General features: G+C 37.1%; 21 protein-coding genes, 1 riboswitch and 1 other annotated feature. Of the genes, 17 read left to right on the forward strand and 4 right to left on the reverse strand.

Features of this window, described 5'->3' with window-relative positions:
- Positions 1–5 precede the first annotated feature (5 nt).
- A riboswitch (TPP riboswitch) is annotated at positions 6–114 on the reverse strand.
- Between the two features lie 108 nt (positions 115–222).
- The 6 genes from ACLRVU_RS07325 to ACLRVU_RS07350 all read left to right on the forward strand — a co-directional run bounded on the left by ACLRVU_RS07325 (position 223) and on the right by ACLRVU_RS07350 (position 3,429).
- On the forward strand, positions 223–939 hold the full coding sequence (locus ACLRVU_RS07325) for a DNA alkylation repair protein (protein ID WP_412891374.1): 717 nt from the start codon (positions 223–225) through the stop codon (positions 937–939).
- Between the two features lie 34 nt (positions 940–973).
- Positions 974–1,138 carry a hypothetical protein gene (locus ACLRVU_RS07330; protein ID WP_412891375.1) on the forward strand — a complete coding sequence of 55 codons (165 nt, stop codon included), beginning with the start codon at positions 974–976 and terminating at the stop codon, positions 1,136–1,138.
- Positions 1,139–1,327: 189 nt separating this feature from the next.
- Complete coding sequence (locus ACLRVU_RS07335) at positions 1,328–1,600, forward strand: TIGR04076 family protein (protein ID WP_412891376.1); 273 nt, start codon at positions 1,328–1,330, stop codon at positions 1,598–1,600.
- Positions 1,597–2,241 (forward strand): alpha/beta fold hydrolase, encoded by a 645-nt coding sequence (locus ACLRVU_RS07340; RefSeq protein WP_412891377.1) that lies wholly within the window; start codon positions 1,597–1,599, stop codon positions 2,239–2,241. Before ACLRVU_RS07335 ends, ACLRVU_RS07340 begins: the two co-directional genes overlap by 4 nt.
- Positions 2,242–2,503: 262 nt before the next feature.
- On the forward strand, positions 2,504–2,773 hold the full coding sequence (locus ACLRVU_RS07345) for a metalloregulator ArsR/SmtB family transcription factor (RefSeq protein ID WP_412891378.1): 270 nt from the start codon (positions 2,504–2,506) through the stop codon (positions 2,771–2,773).
- Entirely contained in the window at positions 2,770–3,429 is a 660-nt protein-coding gene (locus ACLRVU_RS07350; RefSeq protein WP_412891379.1) for an SdpI family protein, read from the forward strand. The genes ACLRVU_RS07345 and ACLRVU_RS07350 overlap by 4 nt, the downstream gene beginning before the upstream one ends.
- 268 nt (positions 3,430–3,697) lie before the next feature.
- Here ACLRVU_RS07350 and ACLRVU_RS07355 read toward each other — a convergent pair whose 3' ends face one another.
- Complete coding sequence (locus ACLRVU_RS07355) at positions 3,698–4,132, reverse strand: DUF3887 domain-containing protein (RefSeq protein WP_147550325.1); 435 nt, start codon at positions 4,130–4,132, stop codon at positions 3,698–3,700.
- Between the two features lie 183 nt (positions 4,133–4,315).
- Between ACLRVU_RS07355 and ACLRVU_RS07360 the strand changes: the two genes are divergently transcribed.
- The 4 genes from ACLRVU_RS07360 to ACLRVU_RS07375 all read left to right on the forward strand — a co-directional run bounded on the left by ACLRVU_RS07360 (position 4,316) and on the right by ACLRVU_RS07375 (position 7,938).
- The gene (locus tag ACLRVU_RS07360) at positions 4,316–5,389 is read left to right on the forward strand and encodes a M42 family metallopeptidase (protein WP_147550323.1); all 1,074 of its coding nucleotides are present in this window, start codon (positions 4,316–4,318) and stop codon (positions 5,387–5,389) included.
- Positions 5,390–5,570: 181 nt separating this feature from the next.
- Positions 5,571–6,683, forward strand: a complete 1,113-nt coding sequence (locus tag ACLRVU_RS07365) for a S1C family serine protease (protein ID WP_412891380.1) — start codon at positions 5,571–5,573, stop codon at positions 6,681–6,683.
- Positions 6,684–6,745: 62 nt separating this feature from the next.
- Positions 6,746–7,558, forward strand: coding sequence for a hypothetical protein (locus tag ACLRVU_RS07370; protein ID WP_412891381.1), 813 nt, complete (start codon positions 6,746–6,748; stop codon positions 7,556–7,558).
- On the forward strand, positions 7,555–7,938 hold the full coding sequence (locus ACLRVU_RS07375; protein ID WP_412891382.1) for a hypothetical protein: 384 nt from the start codon (positions 7,555–7,557) through the stop codon (positions 7,936–7,938). The genes ACLRVU_RS07370 and ACLRVU_RS07375 overlap by 4 nt, the downstream gene beginning before the upstream one ends.
- A gap of 14 nt (positions 7,939–7,952) precedes the next feature.
- Here the strand turns inward: ACLRVU_RS07375 and sspI are convergent, their stop codons facing one another.
- A complete protein-coding gene (gene sspI / locus ACLRVU_RS07380; protein WP_041138743.1) occupies positions 7,953–8,153 on the reverse strand; it encodes a small acid-soluble spore protein SspI in 201 nt (66 codons plus the stop codon).
- Positions 8,154–8,207: 54 nt separating this feature from the next.
- Between sspI and ACLRVU_RS07385 the strand changes: the two genes are divergently transcribed.
- From ACLRVU_RS07385 to ACLRVU_RS07415, 7 genes are all read left to right on the forward strand, one after another.
- A complete protein-coding gene (locus tag ACLRVU_RS07385) occupies positions 8,208–8,888 on the forward strand; it encodes a M48 family metallopeptidase (protein ID WP_412891383.1) in 681 nt (226 codons plus the stop codon).
- Positions 8,866–9,627 carry a TrmH family RNA methyltransferase gene (locus tag ACLRVU_RS07390; protein WP_412891384.1) on the forward strand — a complete coding sequence of 254 codons (762 nt, stop codon included), beginning with the start codon at positions 8,866–8,868 and terminating at the stop codon, positions 9,625–9,627. Before ACLRVU_RS07385 ends, ACLRVU_RS07390 begins: the two co-directional genes overlap by 23 nt.
- A 54-nt stretch (positions 9,628–9,681) precedes the next feature.
- Positions 9,682–9,886, forward strand: a binding site (T-box leader).
- Positions 9,887–9,923: 37 nt separating this feature from the next.
- Positions 9,924–10,961 (forward strand): phenylalanine--tRNA ligase subunit alpha, encoded by a 1,038-nt coding sequence (pheS, locus tag ACLRVU_RS07395; protein ID WP_412891385.1) that lies wholly within the window; start codon positions 9,924–9,926, stop codon positions 10,959–10,961.
- Between the two features lies 1 nt (position 10,962).
- Entirely contained in the window at positions 10,963–13,353 is a 2,391-nt protein-coding gene (pheT, locus tag ACLRVU_RS07400) for a phenylalanine--tRNA ligase subunit beta (protein ID WP_412891386.1), read from the forward strand.
- A gap of 73 nt (positions 13,354–13,426) precedes the next feature.
- Complete coding sequence (locus tag ACLRVU_RS07405) at positions 13,427–14,353, forward strand: alpha/beta hydrolase (protein WP_412891387.1); 927 nt, start codon at positions 13,427–13,429, stop codon at positions 14,351–14,353.
- Between the two features lie 179 nt (positions 14,354–14,532).
- Positions 14,533–15,729, forward strand: coding sequence for an ATP-grasp domain-containing protein (locus ACLRVU_RS07410; protein ID WP_412891388.1), 1,197 nt, complete (start codon positions 14,533–14,535; stop codon positions 15,727–15,729).
- Positions 15,730–16,470: an esterase family protein gene (locus tag ACLRVU_RS07415; protein ID WP_412891389.1), complete on the forward strand. Its 741-nt coding sequence runs from the start codon at positions 15,730–15,732 to the stop codon at positions 16,468–16,470. It abuts the gene before it with no gap.
- 63 nt (positions 16,471–16,533) lie between these two features.
- Here the strand turns inward: ACLRVU_RS07415 and ACLRVU_RS07420 are convergent, their stop codons facing one another.
- Both ACLRVU_RS07420 and ACLRVU_RS07425 read right to left on the reverse strand, forming a co-directional pair.
- Positions 16,534–17,253 carry a type 1 glutamine amidotransferase gene (locus ACLRVU_RS07420; RefSeq protein ID WP_412891390.1) on the reverse strand — a complete coding sequence of 240 codons (720 nt, stop codon included), beginning with the start codon at positions 17,251–17,253 and terminating at the stop codon, positions 16,534–16,536.
- Between the two features lie 2 nt (positions 17,254–17,255).
- Positions 17,256–18,602, reverse strand: a complete 1,347-nt coding sequence (locus ACLRVU_RS07425; RefSeq protein WP_412891391.1) for a MurT ligase domain-containing protein — start codon at positions 18,600–18,602, stop codon at positions 17,256–17,258.
- Between the last annotated feature and the right edge of the window lie 22 nt (positions 18,603–18,624).

Genomic DNA, 18,624 nt, shown 5'->3' on the forward strand with positions numbered 1-18,624 from the left:
TCCTAAAAAGTACATATAAGGATTCCCTACGTTGGCATTATCCAAATCAGGTTATCGGTCGAGATGTTACGTCATCTCCTCTCAGCCTGCCTACAGGCTCCCGTTCACACTTTTATTATAGCTGGATATTTATTTAATTCAACAAGAATTTATTTTAGTCAATAAATAATTAGAATGACTTATAAAAATAATCATGTTAGGATTAGAGGAGGAGGAAAGCTTATGAATGGTCAGGAAATAATTTTAGAGCTTCAATCAATGGCAGATGAAAAATATAAAGCCAATGTCGTTAAAATGGGAATTCCTAAAGAAAATGGGTTAGGGGTATCGACAGGAGATATTCGCAAGCTCGCTAAAAAGATTACTAAATCGAATGATACTGCTGAAGAATTGTGGCAGACAGGGTATCATGAAGCAAAACTTTTAGCTGTGCTTCTCTTTGATCAAAAGACAACCTCTCTCGAAGAGGTGGAAATGCTGATGAAGGATGTCGTGTCTTGGGATCTGTGTGATCATTTATGCAAGAATTTGATTATTAAATTGCCTCATTATCAAAGCTTGATCGATCGATGGGTAGAAGCAGAGGAAACCTATCAGAAACGGGCGGCATTTACTTTGATCGCTTCCAGTGCTATTCATGAAAAACAAATCGAAGAGGATACTTTGGATCGCTATTTAGACTATATTAAAAGCTACTCTCAAGATGACAGAGAGCATGTGAAAAAAGCGGTCTCTTGGGCATTGAGAGAAATTGGTAAGCGTGATTTTGACTATAATGAAAAAGCGATTCTGCTCGCTCATGAATTAAATGCTAAAGGAGATCTAACACAAAAGTGGATCGCTAAAGATGCTTTAAAAGAATTAGAGAATCTTGTGAAAGTAGAAGGAAGAAAACGATTGATCTCTTCTCAAAGCCAAATGGGGAAAAATAAGAAATAAAGATAAATGGAATAACGTAATCAAGGAGGACTTCATGGAAATATTGGTAAGAAAGGCAGAGGAAGAAGATCGTGAGGCGATTGCATTATGCATTGCGGAAGGTTTTGAAAAAGATTTTTCCGTCTTATGCAAAGATCAGCAGAGAGTAGCCAAAGCGATTTCCGGCGGCATCTTACAGAAAATATTTTGGTTTCATTAAAGGAAAGATTGCGAAGATTGTTTTGAGAGAGGAGTTTGAAGCAGCACTAGACTACCCGAGCGATACCGGCTATATTGAATTTGTTGCTGTGCGAAAAAAGAACGCAGAAAAGGAATCGCCACCACGATCGATGTCAAAGATACAAATAAAAGCGCATTGAGTACATCGTATTAATAAGAGGAAGAAAAGATGGCTAAAATTAAATTAACGGTTACTAAAAGCTGCTGTCGGGGTGGCTTCTGTAAGAAAGGAGATATCTATATAGTCGAAGATTTATGTCCGCCTTTATGTCATGAATTTTGGAATACGATTTATCCCTTCGTATATGCTTTGCAAAATGGGGCAGATTTGGATTATGGCAATACCCGATCTAAACAGTTTGATGCTAAATGTCCAGATGGCGGCAGAGTATGGGTACATGGTGAAATAGAGGATGACTTGGAAGGAGGAAAAAATGAATGAGACTATTATTTTTATATGGGGTAAACTGTACTGTAAAGATTTGGAAGGATCTGAACCCTTATTTTAAAGAGACCGAGATTGATTATGTGGAGTATCCTCATGAGATTACACTCACAGCTGCGAAAGTAGAGGATCTTACCCGTTGGGTGTATACGAATTATGGTAACAATCAATATGACGCAATCATTGGTCACAGTTTGGGCGGAATCATTGCCTTGCAATTAGCGGCAAAGTATAAGATGAAATGCAAACAAATTATTTATTTAGATACCAATTTAAAACCAGCCGAGGAATTTTATAGAAATGTAATGACTCCTAAACATATGGAACTTTATGGTGCAGAAGTTCTGCAAATGTTTAACGAAGAGAGACTGTTTTATCGTAAAGAACTGTTTGCCTGTATTCAAGGTGATTTTGATTATACAAAAGAACTATCGGATATTACACAGACTGTATATGCCATCTATGGAGACCGAGGGGTTCATGATTATCCTAAGAGAATAAGTGATTTAAACCTGCCAGAGGAAGCATTGATGAAGTTAGAACTGAAGTTTGTTCATGATGCTTGTCACATGATGATGATTGAAAATCCCGAAGAGTTATCCACAATAATAAAAGAGATTTTGAAAGAAGAAAACTAAGTCCTAGAGGCAAATAGGGCTTGTAAAACGATATACGATAGATTAAGCAGAGTTGGGAGAAGGCGGCTTCTTTCGATTCTTTCTTTTTTTGTGATGGTAAAACAACGAGCAAAGCGAATTTCCTAACAAGAAAGAATAGATAATTTAATAGGGCATAATAATTTCTATTTAAAATTAATTTTAAATAGAAATTGGAATTAAATGAAAAAAACGTTATAATCTACTTAAGGGATATTTTAAATAGATAAGAGGAGATGATTCGTTGGCAATCCATGAAGTTTTGACTGCGTTGGCAGATGAAAACCGTCGAAAAGTCTTATTAAAATTAAAGGAAGGAAAAATTAGTTCCGGCGATTTGGCGGCAGCTTTGGAGATGACGCCGCAGGCATTATCTTATCATTTATCTAAACTGAAAAGAGCGGATCTTATTTATGAAACCCGATATAAAAATTTTATTTATTATGAGTTGAATCTATCGGTCCTTGATGAAGCGATCATTTGGATAAATAACTTACGAGGAGGAACGTTATGAAAACTAAACAAAGAGTGCTTTACTTCTTTATGCTGCTGCCTTTAGGTGTCACTTTAGCATCACTGTTTTTCTTACCTGCACAAATTCCTACACATTACGATTTTAATAATCAGGTGACACGTTGGGGCAGTAAATATGAAACGCTTATTGTTCCGCTTTGTGTGATTGTTTTTGGTTTCTTTATGCTTGGGATGGCAAAGTATTCAGCGAAACAAGAAAGAAACGGAAGGAACAATGAAAATGTATGCTTGGTTAGCGGAATAGGGACATTGATTCTATTCAATGCGATGACATTCTATTTTCTTTATACCGATTTTAATAAGGTTGAAAATTTGTCTTCTGTTTCACTGGATCTTCATCAGATGCTTTTTGGGATTTTCGGAATCTTTATGATCATTCTCGGTAATATTATTCCGAAGGTACGTATGAACTCTATGATCGGATTACGAACAAGCTGGAGCATGAAAAATGAAATGACTTGGAAAAAAAGCCAGCGCTTTGGTGGGATCACTTTTATTATCGGCGGTATTGCTGCAGTTGCCGTTTCTTTGTTTACAAAAGGAATGGCTTGTATGGTCGCAGTGATGAGTATCTTTATCGTTTTATTAATAGCTGATGTTTACTATACGTATCACATCGCTAAAAAATATGGATAGCTTAATTTCACACAATTGCAGACTCACGGTTAAATGATTGTTTATTGATACGAATATAATTTTAAATTAAACAGAGTGCTTATTATCATACACTCTGTTTTTTGTTAGAGTTAAATGCAGCATTTAATTACATCTGCTTTTTATTTTGAATGTTATGCTGAGGATAGATCATCAATACTTAGGATAGATGCTGCTTTTGATTAAGCGAGACGGAAAGAATTTAATGGGGTAATAAAAAAGCTCTCACGTATGAGAGCGAGGTACTGCGTTATTCTTCTTCTAGGCTAGTTGCATAAGGCATAAAAGAAATATTATAAATACGTTCTTCACTGTCAAAGGTGATAGCAATATTCAAATCTCCCATTTCAAAATGAGTTGGTATTTGAACAACGGTGTAATTGGCAGATTCACTTGAAAAAGCTGCTTCAAATCCGGAAATTGTTCCTAACGTGTTGAACGTTGGCTCTAAAATGGATTTCACACGTCCGCTTTTAGCTAAATCCTCTATATTAGAACTAAACGTATATTTTTCGTAGAAATCAGTGTAATCATCGTTTTTGAAATCATTTGCCATCGAAAGTGCAATCTCTTCTTTAGTTCCCTTTACTAATTTACTGTCATCCTTCCCCTTAGAACATCCCGTTAATCCTACTAAGGCAAGTGTGCATACACAGCATGCTAATAATAATTTGAGTTTTTTCATTTAAAACCCCTCCTCTTACTTATTATTATACTATTCAAATAATTTTATGCAACTATATTATTTAAATTATTTTAAAATATTTTATTATTGCATGAATTGAGATGTATGGCTTTTATTTATAAATTTTTCGTGATATAGTATAAAATATAAATAAATTTATTGTTATAAGAAATGGAGGCTTTTATGGCAGACTTGAAATTTTTAGAAGAAATTACCATGGCAAAAGGGATTTCTGGCTTTGAAAAAGAAGCAACTCGTGTAATGAAGAAATATTTAGAAGATTGTACAGATGAGATTGTGTATGACAATATCGGAAGTATTATCGGGATTAAAAAAGGAACAACTGATCTTAAAGTAGCGATGACTGGACATATTGATGAAATCGGTTTTGTAGTTAAAGAAATCACAGATGCCGGATATATCAAAGTTCATCCAATCGGTGGATGGATGGGACAGAATATTCCAGCACATACTTGCAATATCACGACTCGTGACGGTAAAGAAATTGTAGGTGTCTTTGGGTCTATCCCGCCTCATGGAAAAGGACCTGAAGCTCGTGATAAAGTCACTGCTCCGGGAGATTCATTCTTGGATATTGGGGTAGCAAATAAAGAAGAAGTGACTGCGTTGGGAATTCGCATCGGTGATCCGATCACCCCTCGTTCAGAATTTTTACCATTAGCAAATCCTAAATATTTAATGGCAAAAGCTTGGGATGATCGTGTAGGAGCCGCTATTGCGACCGATGTTTTAAGAGCTTTAAAAGGAGTAGAAACATCAGCAAACATTTATGCTTGTGGAACTGTACAGGAAGAAGTAGGATTAAGAGGAGCAAAAACAGTAGGACAAATGATCCAGCCGGATGTTGCTTTTGCGATTGATGTATGTTTTTCAAAAGATCTTCCTGATGGAGAAAAGAGCGACGTTAAATTAGGCTGTGGTGTTACATTGGGTGTATTAGATGGCAGTGTCATTGCTCATACCGGATTATTAAAAGAAATGGAAAAAATCTGTGAAGAATTAAATGTTGGTTATGCGCTGGATGTTCTTCCATTTGGCGGAACCGATTCAGGAGAACTGCATAAAGTAGGAGCCGGGGTAGTCAATATGACATTATCGATTCCTTCACGCTATATGCACTCTCATCGTACGATCATTCATGAAGATGACTATGATGCAACGGTAAAAGTATTAGCTGAATTCTGTAAACGTCTGACACCAGAATTATTAGAAGAGATTAAAGCGGATAAAAGATAGATCCGAAAGGGTCTTCTTTTTTTGTTTCTTAAGATATTTTTAAAGTTTTCGACAATTTCACACAGTTTAAAAATAATTTCCTGTTAATTTCTTTATACGATATGAGTGAAAAAATTAAGAAAGTTTGCTACTATTATATATATTCGCTATAATAGGGGTACACTTAAATAGGAGGTAAATTATGACAAACAAAAATATCTTTAAATACCTATTAGCAATTATCATTATTGCTTTGATTGCTTCTAATATCTATTTATTTACGACAATCAAAGGTTTGCAAAATAATAAAAACAACAACAGTACACCAAATACCAATACGACTATCCAAAATGTAGTCAGTGATATTAAAACGAATGCAGTGGATGCCGTAGAAGCGGTAAAAGACAGTGTTGTGGGAATTCAGGTGTATTCCAATTCTCAGTTAGCGGGAAGCGGAAGCGGTGTTATTTATGAAGTAAATGGAAAAGAAGCCTATATCATTACAAACCATCATGTTATCAGTGGAGCAAACCAAATCGAAGTAGTTTTCAGCAATGGTGAATCAGCAGAAGCAACATTGGTGGGAAGCGACCAGTACAGTGATATTGCTTTATTAAAATTAACCAGTGATGTTGAAATGAAGGCAATCAAGGTTGGGGATTCTTCTCTGCTTGATCCTGGTGAAACTGTGTTGGCAGTAGGGTCTCCATTAGGCATTCAGTATTCTGGAACTGTTACTCAGGGAGTGGTCTCAACAAATAGCCGCAGCGTTTCTGTCGATTTAAATGGCGACGGTGTAGAGGACTGGGAAATGTCAGTTATTCAAACAGATGCAGCCATCAATCCGGGGAACAGTGGGGGAGCATTAGTGAATCTTGCCGGAGAATTAGTCGGTATCACCTCTATGAAATTATCGGATACCTCTGTTGAAGGGATGGGATTTGCCTTACCAATTAACCAAGTTATTCAAGATATCGAACAAATCAAAGCAACCGGTAAAATCGCAAGACCGGTATTGGGAATTTCAGGATTATCTATCAGTGATCTCACCAGCTACGAATTAAGAATGTATAAGATCAATACGACAGCGACAGATGGTGTCTATGTAGCCAGTGTATCTGATGGCTCAGCAGCAAGTAAAGGCGGAATTCAGACAGGTGATGTCATTACATCATTCGATGGTCAGGAAGTCACAACATATAAGAGCTTTGTGAAAGCTTTATACGCAAAACAGCCGGGTGATACAGTCGAAGTGATCGTTAACCGTGGTGGTAAAAGCGTTACATTAAGTGTCACATTAGGTGGACAAAATTAAAGGTCGTAGAAATTACGACTTTTTATTTTGAGGAAATATAGTATAATGGAGAAGGTGATAAAATGAAAAAAATAAACAAGACACATTTATCGGTGGCAGTCCTACTATTGGTGGTCCTGCTATTTCCGTTGATGACACAATATAAAAACTTTGTCTTTCATACCTATGAGACAAAAGTGTTTCAAAAATCAATCTATTATGGACTGCATGACTCAGCCTTTGTTGATTATTATAGTTTAGTCGAAAATGAAAAGGGCTATCAGCTAGGCAAAGCAAAAGTTACTATTAAAGATGAGAGCTTTATACATGATGGGGATGAGGTTGAAATGACCTCTTTGATTGATGATCATTCTTTTGAACATGTCTTGGAAAAAGAAGACTTGTATCATTATAATTTAGATTTGATTACAGATAAGAACTTAGGATCGGTAAACCAGCTGACACTGGAAATTAAAAATAAAACAACGGGACAGACTTTGTCTATTCCGCTGAATCCATCAGAGTTAAATGTTTATACAGGTCAAAATAAAGACTTTACGGTAAAGGAATTATATGTCTATAAAAACAGAATTCAGTTAGGCAGCATCAACTGTGCTAATATCGATCAATGGAAAAAAGAATATGATAATGTTCGTATTGAATACCGCTATAAAAAACCGGAATCAACGAGTAATGATCAATATGTAGTTTTTTATAAGCAGACGGGAACAATAGATGAGATCTTTAATCATTATTCGATGGATCGCATTGACGTGAAAATGCCGGAAGATATCCTGCTTCAAAATTTAGATTTAAGTATTGTCATCGTATTAGAAGGAGAAAATGATCTAGCCTTCAGTATTAATTTAAGTAAAGTAAATGAGGTGAAATCATGAAAGATGATCTCCAATATATCCTAAAAAATGTTGCGATTGGTTTAACGGTTGTATCCTTAGCGTTTATTATTGATTTAGCGGGATATTATCGTGTTGACTTTATGAATAGTGCCCGCCGCTTATTTACCGGTGATATTTATTCTTTGACCTATTATGGGGTGCTGGTTTTATTTGTGATTGTTTTATGGGAACTATGGAATACGATCAATGAAGCAATGGAGGAAAAACAGCGGTTTATTGCTTTTTGGGTTTGTTTTATAGGGGCAGTAGCAGTCTATTTCCTGCCGGTCTTTCAATTATTTAAACTGATTGCGATTTTCTTTTTAATTGCCGTCATGCTTCATATTGCTTACCAGCAGTATCTATTAAAGAAAAAATAAGCACAATTTCGTGCTTATTTTAATAATGAAGAAAGTACATTACAAAGGTTAGCCTGCCCAGAAGCATCTAATGTGTTATAATAATCTTCAAATAAGACTCCTAAACCGGGAAGAACAGCTTCATCCGGAGAATGGATACTATCATTGATCACACTTTTAAGCTCGTTGGCAGAAGCGTTTTTTAAACGATGATGGACCGCTTCACGAATATCCATGATACGTCACTCCTTTCTTACGTAGTATGAACATATAAAGAAGGAAATAATCATATGGAAATAAAAAAAACATTGTGGATAGAGAATGAAGAAATCGAGTATTTTATCCATTATAAAAAGATTAAACATGTGTATTTAAGAATCGATAATGGAAAGATAAAAATAAATGCTCCTTTTTATTGTCCGCTGCCGATTATTGAACAGTTTTTAAATGATCGTTATGCATTGATTAAAAATAAAATCCAAAATTATCAGCCTGATGTTATCTATCAGGATGGCGGATATGTTTATTTTTTAGGCAAACGCTATCCGCTTATTCTGCGAGATATGAACATAGCAAAAGTAGTCATCAAAGAAGAACGCTTCATTGTTTATCATAAAAATATGAAAACGGTTTTGGATCGCTATTTACAGGATTATTTATATCGTTATATTAAAGCAATGATCGATTACTATTGTCAAAAAGAACCACGTTTTCCGGTTCCGGTCATTGAATTAAAAAAAACGAAACGACGCTATGGAGCTTGCTTTTATCAACGTAATAAAGTGTCATTTAATCCTATTTTAGTCCATAAAGATAAACGCTTTATTGATTATGTCATTGTCCATGAACTCTGTCATTTTATTCATCCTAATCATTCTCCGGCTTTTTATGCGGAAATTGAAAAATGGATTCCAAATTATAAAACTATTGTGAAAGAAGGCGAACAGCATGAAAATAACCTCAGTCAATAATCCTAGAATTAAAGAAATCATGAAATTAAAAAAGAAGAAGTATCGCGATCAGCAGCAGCGTTATCTTGTTGAAGGGGAGCATCTAGTTGAAGAAGCATTGAAAGCGGGGGTTGTTGAAACCATTTTGGCGTTGCAGGATTCTCACGCTGCCTCTGTAGAAGTCATAGAAGTAAGTGAAGAAATCATTGAACGTCTTTCTTTGGTGGAAACACCGCAGCCTATTATTGCCGTATGTAAAATGCAAAGCGACAATACTTTAATGAAGGATGGCAAACGTTATTTATTATTAGATGATTTACAAGATCCGGGCAACATTGGAACATTGGTCAGAACGGCAGTTGCTTTTGGCTATGATCAGGTCATACTAGGGTTAAACAGTGTAGATCTGTATAATGATAAGTTTATTCGTGCTTCTCAAGGCGGAATCTTTTATATTCACTGCATCAAACAGGATTTGAAAACGGCGATCTGTCAATTACACAATGATGGTGTCAGTGTATATGGAACCAGTCTGTTAAATGGAAAAGAAATACAGGAAGTCAGCTATCAAGAGCGTTTGGCGATTTTATTAGGAAATGAAGGCAATGGTGTCAGTGAGGAACTACTAGCGCTTACGGATCAAAATGTCTATATCCCTATCAAGGATGCGGAATCACTGAATGTTGCGATCGCCGGTGGTATTTTGATGTATCATTATTCAAAGCGGAGTTTAAAACTGGAATCTGCGGTTAAACTTTAAATGATTCTAAAAAAGAAACTTGTTTTTATTGGGAATTTTGCTATAATGGGAAATATAAAAACGAAGATAAGGACCAGTAAATATAGAAATTGTCTAAGAGAGGAAAACATTGCTGAGAGTTTTCTACAAGGAATATATTGAATTCACCTTGGAGTGCGACTAATCCTCGCCGTTACACGACGTTACCGTGAATTAAGGGCATGGTCATATTTGTGATCATGAATTAGGATGGTACCGCGATCATAGAGTCGTTCCTATTTAGGAGCGACTTTTTTATTTGTAAAGGAGAAATGCATATGAATGAATTATTAAAAATCAAAGAAGATGCTTTAAGTCAGATTGAAGCATGTCCTGACTTAAAAGTGCTGAATGATCTTAGAGTCCATTTCCTTGGGAAAAAAGGACCGATCCAGGATGCAATGAAATCAATGAAAACAATGGCACCGGAAGAGCGTGCTGCATTTGGGCAGATATCAAATGAAGTAAAGCAATCCATTACCGCTGCTATTGATGAGGCAAAAGTAAGATTGGAAGAGGAAGCTATTAATCAAAAATTAGCGAAAGAAGTGATTGATATTACCTTACCGTCTTTTCATGTTCATGAAGGAACGAAGCACCCTTTAACGATGATTCAAGAAGAAATGGAAGATTTATTCTTAGGCATGGGCTATCAGATTGCCGAAGGTCCTGAAGTAGAATTGGATCATTTCAACTTTGAGTTATTAAACCTGCCTAAAGATCACCCCGCACGTGATATGCAGGATACATTCTATATCGATGAAAACACAGTGATGAGAACACACACTTCACCGGTGCAGGCTCGTACTTTGTTAGCGTCAAAAGGAAAAGGACCGATCAAGATTATTTGTCCGGGAAAAACGTATCGTAAAGACGATGATGATGCTACCCATTCTCATCAGTTTACACAATGTGAGGGATTGGTTATCGATGAATCGATCACGATGGCAGATCTTAAAGGAACCCTGCAAATCTTTGCCGATAAAATATTTGGCGAAGGAAGAGAAATCCGTTTCCGTCCTTCATTCTTCCCATTTACTGAACCATCAGTTGAGGTGGATATCTCTTGTTTTAGTTGTGGAGGAAAAGGATGTTCAATATGTAAACAGACCGGTTGGATTGAAATATTAGGAGCTGGTATGGTCAACCCTAAAGTATTAGATATGTGTGGTTTTGATTCTAAGAAATACCAAGGCTTCGCCTTTGGAATTGGGCTTGAACGTGTCGCTATGCTGAAATATGGGATTGATGATATTCGTCATTTCTATAGTTCTGATTTACGTTTCTTAAATCAATTTAATAGAAAGGACTCTTAATATGAAAGTAAGTTTAAATGTATTAAATCAATATGTTCAGGTAAAAGATATCGAACCTTCTAAATTGGCAGATTTAGTTACAGCTGCTGGATTTGAAGTAGAAGGCATTGAAAAATTAGCTTATGGCACTCACCTTGTGATTGGTTATGTCAAAGAGTGCGTGATGCATCCTGATTCTGATCATCTGCATGTCTGTCAGGTAGAGGTTGCTCCGGGGGTAGTAAATCAAATTGTTTGTGGGGCACCGAATGTAGCGGCCGGACAAAAAGTCATGGCTGCTTTGCCGGGATGCGAGTTAGCCGGAGGATTGAAGATCAAAGAATCTGTAATTCGCGGTCAGGCATCTAATGGGATGATCTGTTCATTAAGTGAGATCGGTATTGATGCTCGTTTCCAAAGTGAAGAACAAAAAGCTGGAATCGAAATTTTAGATGAAAATGCCCCTATCGGAGAAGATGCATTAGCTTATCTTGGGTTAGATGATGTTATTTTAGATATTTCTCTAACTCCCAATCGTGCAGACTGTATGTCATTGATCGCGTTTGCTTATGAAGTAGGAGCTGTTTTAAAGCGTGATGTGACATTACCTAAAGCGACAGTGAAGACTGTTGGCAAAGGGGATATCCAAGTTGTTACTAAAACCCCAAAATGCCCTTATTTTAGTGCGAAATTAGTAAAAGGTGTGAAAACACATGAATCACCTCAATGGCTGAAAACAGCCTTGATGGCAAGCGGAATCAAGCCGATCAATAATGTTGTGGATATTTCTAATTACGTCATGCTGGAAACCGGACAGCCGATCCATATGTATGATTATGATAAAATGAAAGAAAAACAGTTTATCGTAAAAACCGGATTAGATCATCAGGCAACTTTACTGGATGGGCAGAAATACCAGTTAGATAAAGAAGATGTAATCGTCTGTGTTGACGGGGATGTAGGGTGTATTGCCGGGGTTATGGGATCAGATTCCACAAAGATTGAAGATGACAGTACCAATATTGTGATTGAAGTGGCAACCTTCAATGGGGCAAGTTTAAGAAAGACGGCGCGCCGTTTAAATTTATTAACGGACGCTTCACAGCGTTTTATTAAAAATGCTGTTGATACCGCAAGCAGTCTTCATACTTTAGATCGTGTCGCTGAGTTGTTAGTAGAACTTTCAGAAGCAAGTGAAGTTTATGAAAGTGTTGAAACCGGGGTTAAACCCGAACCGATTCAGGTTAGCTTACGTGAAAATCGTGCTAATGAATTATTGGGAACTGCAATTACTACTCAGGAAATTGCTGATATTTTTGATAGTTTAAAATTTGACTATACATTAACGGACGGAAAATTTACAGTTAATGTTCCGACGCATCGTCATGATATTACTTTAGAAGCAGATTTAGTAGAAGAAGTGGCACGTTTATATGGTTATGATCATATTCCGTCAACACTGCCGGTCATGGCATCTACTACCGGTGTACGTACTCCTGTTCAGCAAAGAAAAATGCTGATCAAGAACTTGTTGTCAAATCTTGGATTGCAGGAAGTGGTGACCTATACATTGGTAACACCGGCGATTGTAGAAGATTTCAATTACTTCCATAAAAATGAAAACGTAAGCTTAATGTCACCTTTGGGAGAAGAAAGAAGTGTCACCCGTAAATCGGTTATGCCAAGTATGCTTCAGGCGGTGAACTATAATCAGTCACGCTCAAATAAAGATGTGAATATCTTTGAAATCAGCAATACGTATACAAAAGACTGTGAAATCTGTACACTAGGCATTGCCTGCAGCGGGACTTACTTAGTAAATAAATGGCAGAAAGTCAGCAAAGAAGCGGATTTCTATTTAGTCAAAGGTTTCGTAGAAGCGGTATTTAAAAAATTAGGCATTGAAGAATCACGTTATGTATTGCAGCGTGTAGAAAGCGATAATCCATACTTGCACCCCGGACGCAGCGGATACTTATATATCAATAAACAGCTGGTTGGATATATCGGACAGGTACATCCGACAATGGCTAAAAAATATGATATTGCTGATACTTTTGTGGCAGAATTAAACTTAAATGTGATTGCCGAATTAAAAACGAAGAAATTAAAATATGAGGCAGTTCCTCAGTATCCGAGTGTTTCTCGTGACATCGCATTGGTTGTGGACGCTAAAGAAGAAGCGTATGCAATGATTCGTACCATTAAACGTGCAAGCAAGCGTTTGGTAAAAAATGCGATTATCTTTGATGTTTACCAAGGTGAACACATCGAAGAAGGCAAAAAGTCGATTGCTGTCAATCTTATCTTCCAAGATCCAACGAAAACCTTGGGAGAAGCTGAGATTAATGAATGCTTAGCAAATATTTTAATGGCCTTGCAGAAAGACCATCAGGCGATTTTAAGAGGTTAAAATGGGAAGACATACTTTATTGTATGTCTTTTTGTGTTATACTAATAAAAAAAGAGATAAAAAGGAGTCATGTATGAATAAGAAAAAAACAATATTTGCACTCGGTGCATTAGCCGGTGTTAGTATCACTTATTTTTCATTGTGTCAGCGTTTGTATAATAATGTATTGAAAGGACACAACAAGTCGGCAAAAACAAAAGATGAAACAGACTACAGTGTTCTTGATTCAAGACGTCAGGCAGGACAAGTTTGGGCAGAAACAACAGAACATGCCATCGTTTACATCTCTAGCTTTGATCATTTAAAACTGGCAGGCTATCAGTTTTTGAATCCAGGTAGTGATAAATGGGTGATCATTGTTCATGGGTATCAAAGTGAAGCAAAGTATGTCTTCCAAAACGGAAAAGAGTTTTATGACAGGGGATTCAATGTACTGATCGTCGACTGTCGTGGACATGGACTCAGTGAAGGGGATTATATCGGCATGGGCTGGCATGATCGTTTAGATGTTGTGAAATGGATTGAACATATTTTATTGCGCTATCCATCAGCTCAAATTGTCTTATACGGAATCAGCATGGGGGCCGCAACGGTCATGATGACAACCGGTGAAGACTTGCCAAGCAATGTGGTATGTGCGATTGAAGACTGTGGATATTCAAACCTTTATGATGTTTTTGCGGATCAGATTAAAAAGCTTTATCATTTGCCGCCAATTAGTGTTTTAGCGGGAATCGATTGTGTGATGCGCAGCAAGGCAGGTTATTCGATCGGCGAAGTAGATACAATTAAACAGTTACGTAAATCAAAAACACCGACCCTATTTATTCATGGACAGGAAGATGATTTCGTTCCATTTACAATGGTATTTGAAAACTACAATGCTTGTGCGGCACCTAAAGAAATTATTACGGCATCAAGAGCAGGCCATGCATTAAGCCAAACGAAACCTTATTATTATTTAAAAGTATTCGAATTTATCGACCATTACATAAAATAAAGATCTGTCTGCACTATTGTTGATTCTGTTTTATATAGAGAGGCAAAAATAGTGTGCGGATCTTTTTCTTTAAATTCTTAAAAAGACAAATAATAAGAAATGTAAAGGCTTAAAAAAGAAAGATTAGATAGTTACTTATTTATAGTTCATGGTATAATAAAATAAAGGAGGGGTGTAAGATGAATTTTGTTTTTATTTCACCTCAATTTCCAAAAAACTATTGGCATTTCTGTGACCGCTTAAAACGTCGCGGAGTCAATGTGTTGGCGATCGGGGATACGCCTTATGATGCGTTAGGGGATCAGTTGATTCAGGCCGTCACGGAATATTATCGTGTGGATGACATGGAAGATGAAAAACAGATGATTAAGGCTATGGGGTATTTTATTCATCAGTATGGAAAAATTGACTGGCTGGAATCGAATAATGAATACTGGCTGGAAATGGATGCAAGACTGCGTACTGCATTTAATATTACGACTGGAATGCAGATTCAGCACATCAATGAATTTAAATTAAAATCAGAGATGAAGCACTATTATGAAAAGGCAGGGGTAAAAAGTGCCCGCTATCATTTAGTAACAACGTTAGAAGAAGGCAAGGCCTTTATCAAAGAAGTCGGTTATCCGGTTATTGTGAAACCAAATAATGGAGTAGGAGCGGCTAAGACTTATCGGATCGATAACGAACAAACGTTAACGGATTTCTATGCAGAGCTGCCGGAGATACCTTATATTATGGAAGAATTTGTCAATGGCACGATTATTTCTTATGATGGGATTGCCAATTCAAAAAGAGAGGTCTTATTTGAGACAAGTCATGTTTTTCCAAAACCAATCATGGATATTGTGAATGAACATCAGGATTTAGCTTATTATTCATTGCGAGAAATTCCTGAAGACGTTAAAAGTGCAGGGCATAAAGTGGTGGCAGCTTTTGATAGTCAGAGACGTTTTTTCCACTGCGAATTTTTCCGCTTAAATGAAGATAAGGTCGGACTTGGCAGAAAAGGAGAAATTATTGGCTTAGAAGTCAATATGCGTCCGCCCGGAGGCTATACGACAGATATGATGAATTATGCCAACAATATTGATGTCTATTCGATCTATGCCGATATGGTGCTGAACGATGAAAGTCACTATGACCGATTGTCTCGCCCATATTTCTGTGTTTATGCCAGTCAGCGGGATATGCAGGAATATAAGCATTATCATCAGGAAATCATGGATCGCTATTATCGTCATATGGTGATGTGTGAAAGAATGCCGGATATACTTTCAGGGGCAATGGGAAATCAAATGTATACCGCTCGTTTTGAAACGTTAGCGGAAGTTGAAGCGTTTATTTGCTTTGTTCACGAGCAGAAAGGAGTTTAAATGGATACACACTACTATAAAGAATACAGTCCCTGTCTGCAAAGACAGATGGAGTTTAAAGTCTATGGCTATACCGGTCAGCCGTTATTAGTCTTTCCGGCTCAAGATGGTCATTTCTTTGATTTTGAAAACTTTGGCATGATTGCTACTATACAGGATAAAATTGATCGCGGTATCGTTCAGGTTTTCTGCTGTGACAGTATTGATAAAGAGACATGGAGCGATCAAAACGGAGATCCTGCACACCGTATTTATATGCATGAACAGTGGTATTATTATATCTGTCATGAACTGGTGCCAAGAATTCGTCAAATCAACCGTTCAAGCAAGCGCATCATTACTGTTGGCTGTTCAATGGGAGCAAGCCATGCGGTTAATTTCATGCTGCGACGTCCTGATTTATTTCTTGGAACGATTGCAATGAGCGGTTACTATAACTCAGATATTTTCTTCCAGGATTTTTGTGATGAACATGTCTACGATAATACACCGGTTCACTACTTAATGGGAATGCCGATCGATCATCCTTATATTGAACAATATCGTCACTGCAAAATTATTATTAGCTGCGGTCAAGGTGCTTGGGAAGATGAAATGTTGAAAAGTACTTATCAATTACGTGATCTGCTGTATGCGAAAAAGATACCAGCTTGGATTGATATTTGGGGAAAAGATGTTAATCATGACTGGCCTTGGTGGCAGAAACAATTCCCTTATTTTTTAGAAGAAATCTTAAAATAGAGACAAAGCAAAATCGCTTTGTCTTTTTGTATAAAGAAAAAAGTCCCATCAGAGGGACTAAAATTATGATTTTAAATAACGATCAAGAATAGTCTGCTTAGCTTTCATTTCAAAATCATCGTCCAGTGGCTCAAACTCAACTTCTTTATATTTGAAGTTTAAAGCATTCAATAGAATTTCATCGCATAGCTCCGGATTTTTAGAAAACAGGGGTCCATGCAGATAGGTGCCAATAGTATTTTTGTATCGGCAGCCTTCTTGCTGATCGTCTCCGTTATTGCCGAAACCGTACTTGACAGTGCCTAATGGACTTAAACCATTAATATGTGTCTTACCGGAATGATTTTCAAACCCCACATAGTAATGATCGTTGTCTTGAATGATGAGGTTATTAATGGCACGATGGTCACCTTTTTCTGTATAAATGTCTAAAACGTCAAGACCTTCCAGCAATTCATCGTTGGCAGACATATAGTATTTTCCCAGTAGCTGATAACCGCCGCAGATCGCAATCAAAACTTTTCCGTCTTCAACATACTGTTTTATGGCATCACGTTTATTTTCTTTAAGATCAGCAGAGACGATGCTTTGTTCAAAATCCTGACCACCGCCAAAAAAGACAATGTCATACAGATCGGGTTCAAACGGATCGTTCATACTGATGTTGTGAATGATCACGTCGATGCCTCTTTGCTTTGCACGGTACTGCATGATTAATATATTCCCGATATCTCCATATGAATTAAGCAGATCCGGATAAAGATGACAAATATGTAGTTCCATAATTACCTCCAGTAATCCTTGATATAACCGGCATTTTCCAAATATTTACGATATTCCAGCATAGCTGTATAGGTAAGGGTGGCATAAATATGCGTTGTAGGGGCAGCCAGTATGGCTTTAGTGATAGCCTCATAATCCTCATAAACAGCAAGATGATCACTTTGACCGGTTGCAATTTTTAAGCGCACCGCCATATCGTAGGCACGAATCCCCCCGATAATATATTCTTTGATCGGCATTTTTATCAGGTTTTCTAAATGGACATCGTAAATCCATGAAACGTCGGTTCCATCGGCATAACGATCATTAAGCATAAATAAGCAAGTAAAAGGTTCTTGATCTAAAGCGATTGTATCAATCGTTTGATTGAAACCGGCTGGGTTTTTCACAAGGAAGATCGTCAATTTTTTATCTTCCAACGAAATGACTTCCTGACGTCCAAAACGAGATTCCTGATTTTCCAAGACATCTTTAATAATGCTGGGGTTGATAGATAAAGCCGATGCAATGCTGTAGGCACATAAGGCATTATAGATATTATACAGTCCGGCTTGGGAAATTGTATATTCTTCATTGTTAATGATAACTTTTGAACCATAGGGCTTCATCTCTAAAATAGCGTCAACTCCATCATCTAATTCTGGACGCTCATAGCCACAGTTTGGGCAATGATATTTTCCTAAATGGTTGTAAGTGACAAAGTCATAATCATAAGGATGCTTGCACACAATACAGTGCTTTGCATCGGTATTCATTTCGATCTGCTGGTCTTGATCATGGGATATATTAAATCCGTAGTAGCGTTTAGGGTTTGGACAGTCTAAATGCCCTAATAACGGCTCATCACCATTTAGAATTAAAAGGGTATCCGGATGATAGGCAACACCTTTCATGATTTTTTCTAAAGTAGTATAGACTTCTCCATAGCGATCGAGCTGATCTCGGAAAAGGTTAGTAATACAAATAATATCCGGTTTAACATGACGGCAGATCAAAGGCACATTGGCTTCATCAATTTCGATGACCGCGGTTTTTTCTTCTTTTTTAAAGAAACGGTAGTGATCAATGAATGAAGTAATGATTCCCCACTCCATATTAGCACCGCTGACATTGCTGAAAGCAGGAATATCAGTCTTATCTGCCATATGATAGACCATGCTGGTCGTAGTCGTTTTTCCGTTAGTTCCAGTAATTAACACGATCTTGACATGTTTTGAGACATGACGCATGATATCCGGGCAGATTTTACTGGCAATCTTTCCCGGTAAACTAGTTCCCTTTTTAAATCCCTTTTTCAAAATGAACGAAGCACTTTTACTGGCGAGGATGGCTAGGGTCGATTGAATCATATATTGCTCACTCCTTTTAATG

The organism is Beduini sp. (genome assembly GCF_047239305.1).
GTDB lineage: Bacteria > Bacillota_I > Bacilli_A > Erysipelotrichales > Coprobacillaceae > Beduini.

What these genes read in the sequence shown, in the direction of transcription:
- ACLRVU_RS07325 (WP_412891374.1), top strand. Translation starts at nt 223, where the DNA reads ATGAATGGTCAGGAAATAATTTTAGAGCTTCAATCAATGGCAGATGAA.
- ACLRVU_RS07330 (WP_412891375.1), top strand. Translation starts at nt 974, where the DNA reads ATGGAAATATTGGTAAGAAAGGCAGAGGAAGAAGATCGTGAGGCGATT.
- ACLRVU_RS07335 (WP_412891376.1), top strand. Translation starts at nt 1,328, where the DNA reads ATGGCTAAAATTAAATTAACGGTTACTAAAAGCTGCTGTCGGGGTGGC.
- ACLRVU_RS07340 (WP_412891377.1), top strand. Translation starts at nt 1,597, where the DNA reads ATGAGACTATTATTTTTATATGGGGTAAACTGTACTGTAAAGATTTGG.
- ACLRVU_RS07350 (WP_412891379.1), top strand. Translation starts at nt 2,770, where the DNA reads ATGAAAACTAAACAAAGAGTGCTTTACTTCTTTATGCTGCTGCCTTTA.
- ACLRVU_RS07355 (WP_147550325.1), bottom strand. Translation starts at nt 4,132, where the DNA reads ATGAAAAAACTCAAATTATTATTAGCATGCTGTGTATGCACACTTGCC.
- ACLRVU_RS07360 (WP_147550323.1), top strand. Translation starts at nt 4,316, where the DNA reads ATGGCAGACTTGAAATTTTTAGAAGAAATTACCATGGCAAAAGGGATT.
- ACLRVU_RS07365 (WP_412891380.1), top strand. Translation starts at nt 5,571, where the DNA reads ATGACAAACAAAAATATCTTTAAATACCTATTAGCAATTATCATTATT.
- ACLRVU_RS07370 (WP_412891381.1), top strand. Translation starts at nt 6,746, where the DNA reads ATGAAAAAAATAAACAAGACACATTTATCGGTGGCAGTCCTACTATTG.
- ACLRVU_RS07375 (WP_412891382.1), top strand. Translation starts at nt 7,555, where the DNA reads ATGAAAGATGATCTCCAATATATCCTAAAAAATGTTGCGATTGGTTTA.
- sspI (WP_041138743.1), bottom strand. Translation starts at nt 8,153, where the DNA reads ATGGATATTCGTGAAGCGGTCCATCATCGTTTAAAAAACGCTTCTGCC.
- ACLRVU_RS07385 (WP_412891383.1), top strand. Translation starts at nt 8,208, where the DNA reads ATGGAAATAAAAAAAACATTGTGGATAGAGAATGAAGAAATCGAGTAT.
- ACLRVU_RS07390 (WP_412891384.1), top strand. Translation starts at nt 8,866, where the DNA reads ATGAAAATAACCTCAGTCAATAATCCTAGAATTAAAGAAATCATGAAA.
- pheS (WP_412891385.1), top strand. Translation starts at nt 9,924, where the DNA reads ATGAATGAATTATTAAAAATCAAAGAAGATGCTTTAAGTCAGATTGAA.
- pheT (WP_412891386.1), top strand. Translation starts at nt 10,963, where the DNA reads ATGAAAGTAAGTTTAAATGTATTAAATCAATATGTTCAGGTAAAAGAT.
- ACLRVU_RS07405 (WP_412891387.1), top strand. Translation starts at nt 13,427, where the DNA reads ATGAATAAGAAAAAAACAATATTTGCACTCGGTGCATTAGCCGGTGTT.
- ACLRVU_RS07410 (WP_412891388.1), top strand. Translation starts at nt 14,533, where the DNA reads ATGAATTTTGTTTTTATTTCACCTCAATTTCCAAAAAACTATTGGCAT.
- ACLRVU_RS07415 (WP_412891389.1), top strand. Translation starts at nt 15,730, where the DNA reads ATGGATACACACTACTATAAAGAATACAGTCCCTGTCTGCAAAGACAG.
- ACLRVU_RS07420 (WP_412891390.1), bottom strand. Translation starts at nt 17,253, where the DNA reads ATGGAACTACATATTTGTCATCTTTATCCGGATCTGCTTAATTCATAT.
- ACLRVU_RS07425 (WP_412891391.1), bottom strand. Translation starts at nt 18,602, where the DNA reads ATGATTCAATCGACCCTAGCCATCCTCGCCAGTAAAAGTGCTTCGTTC.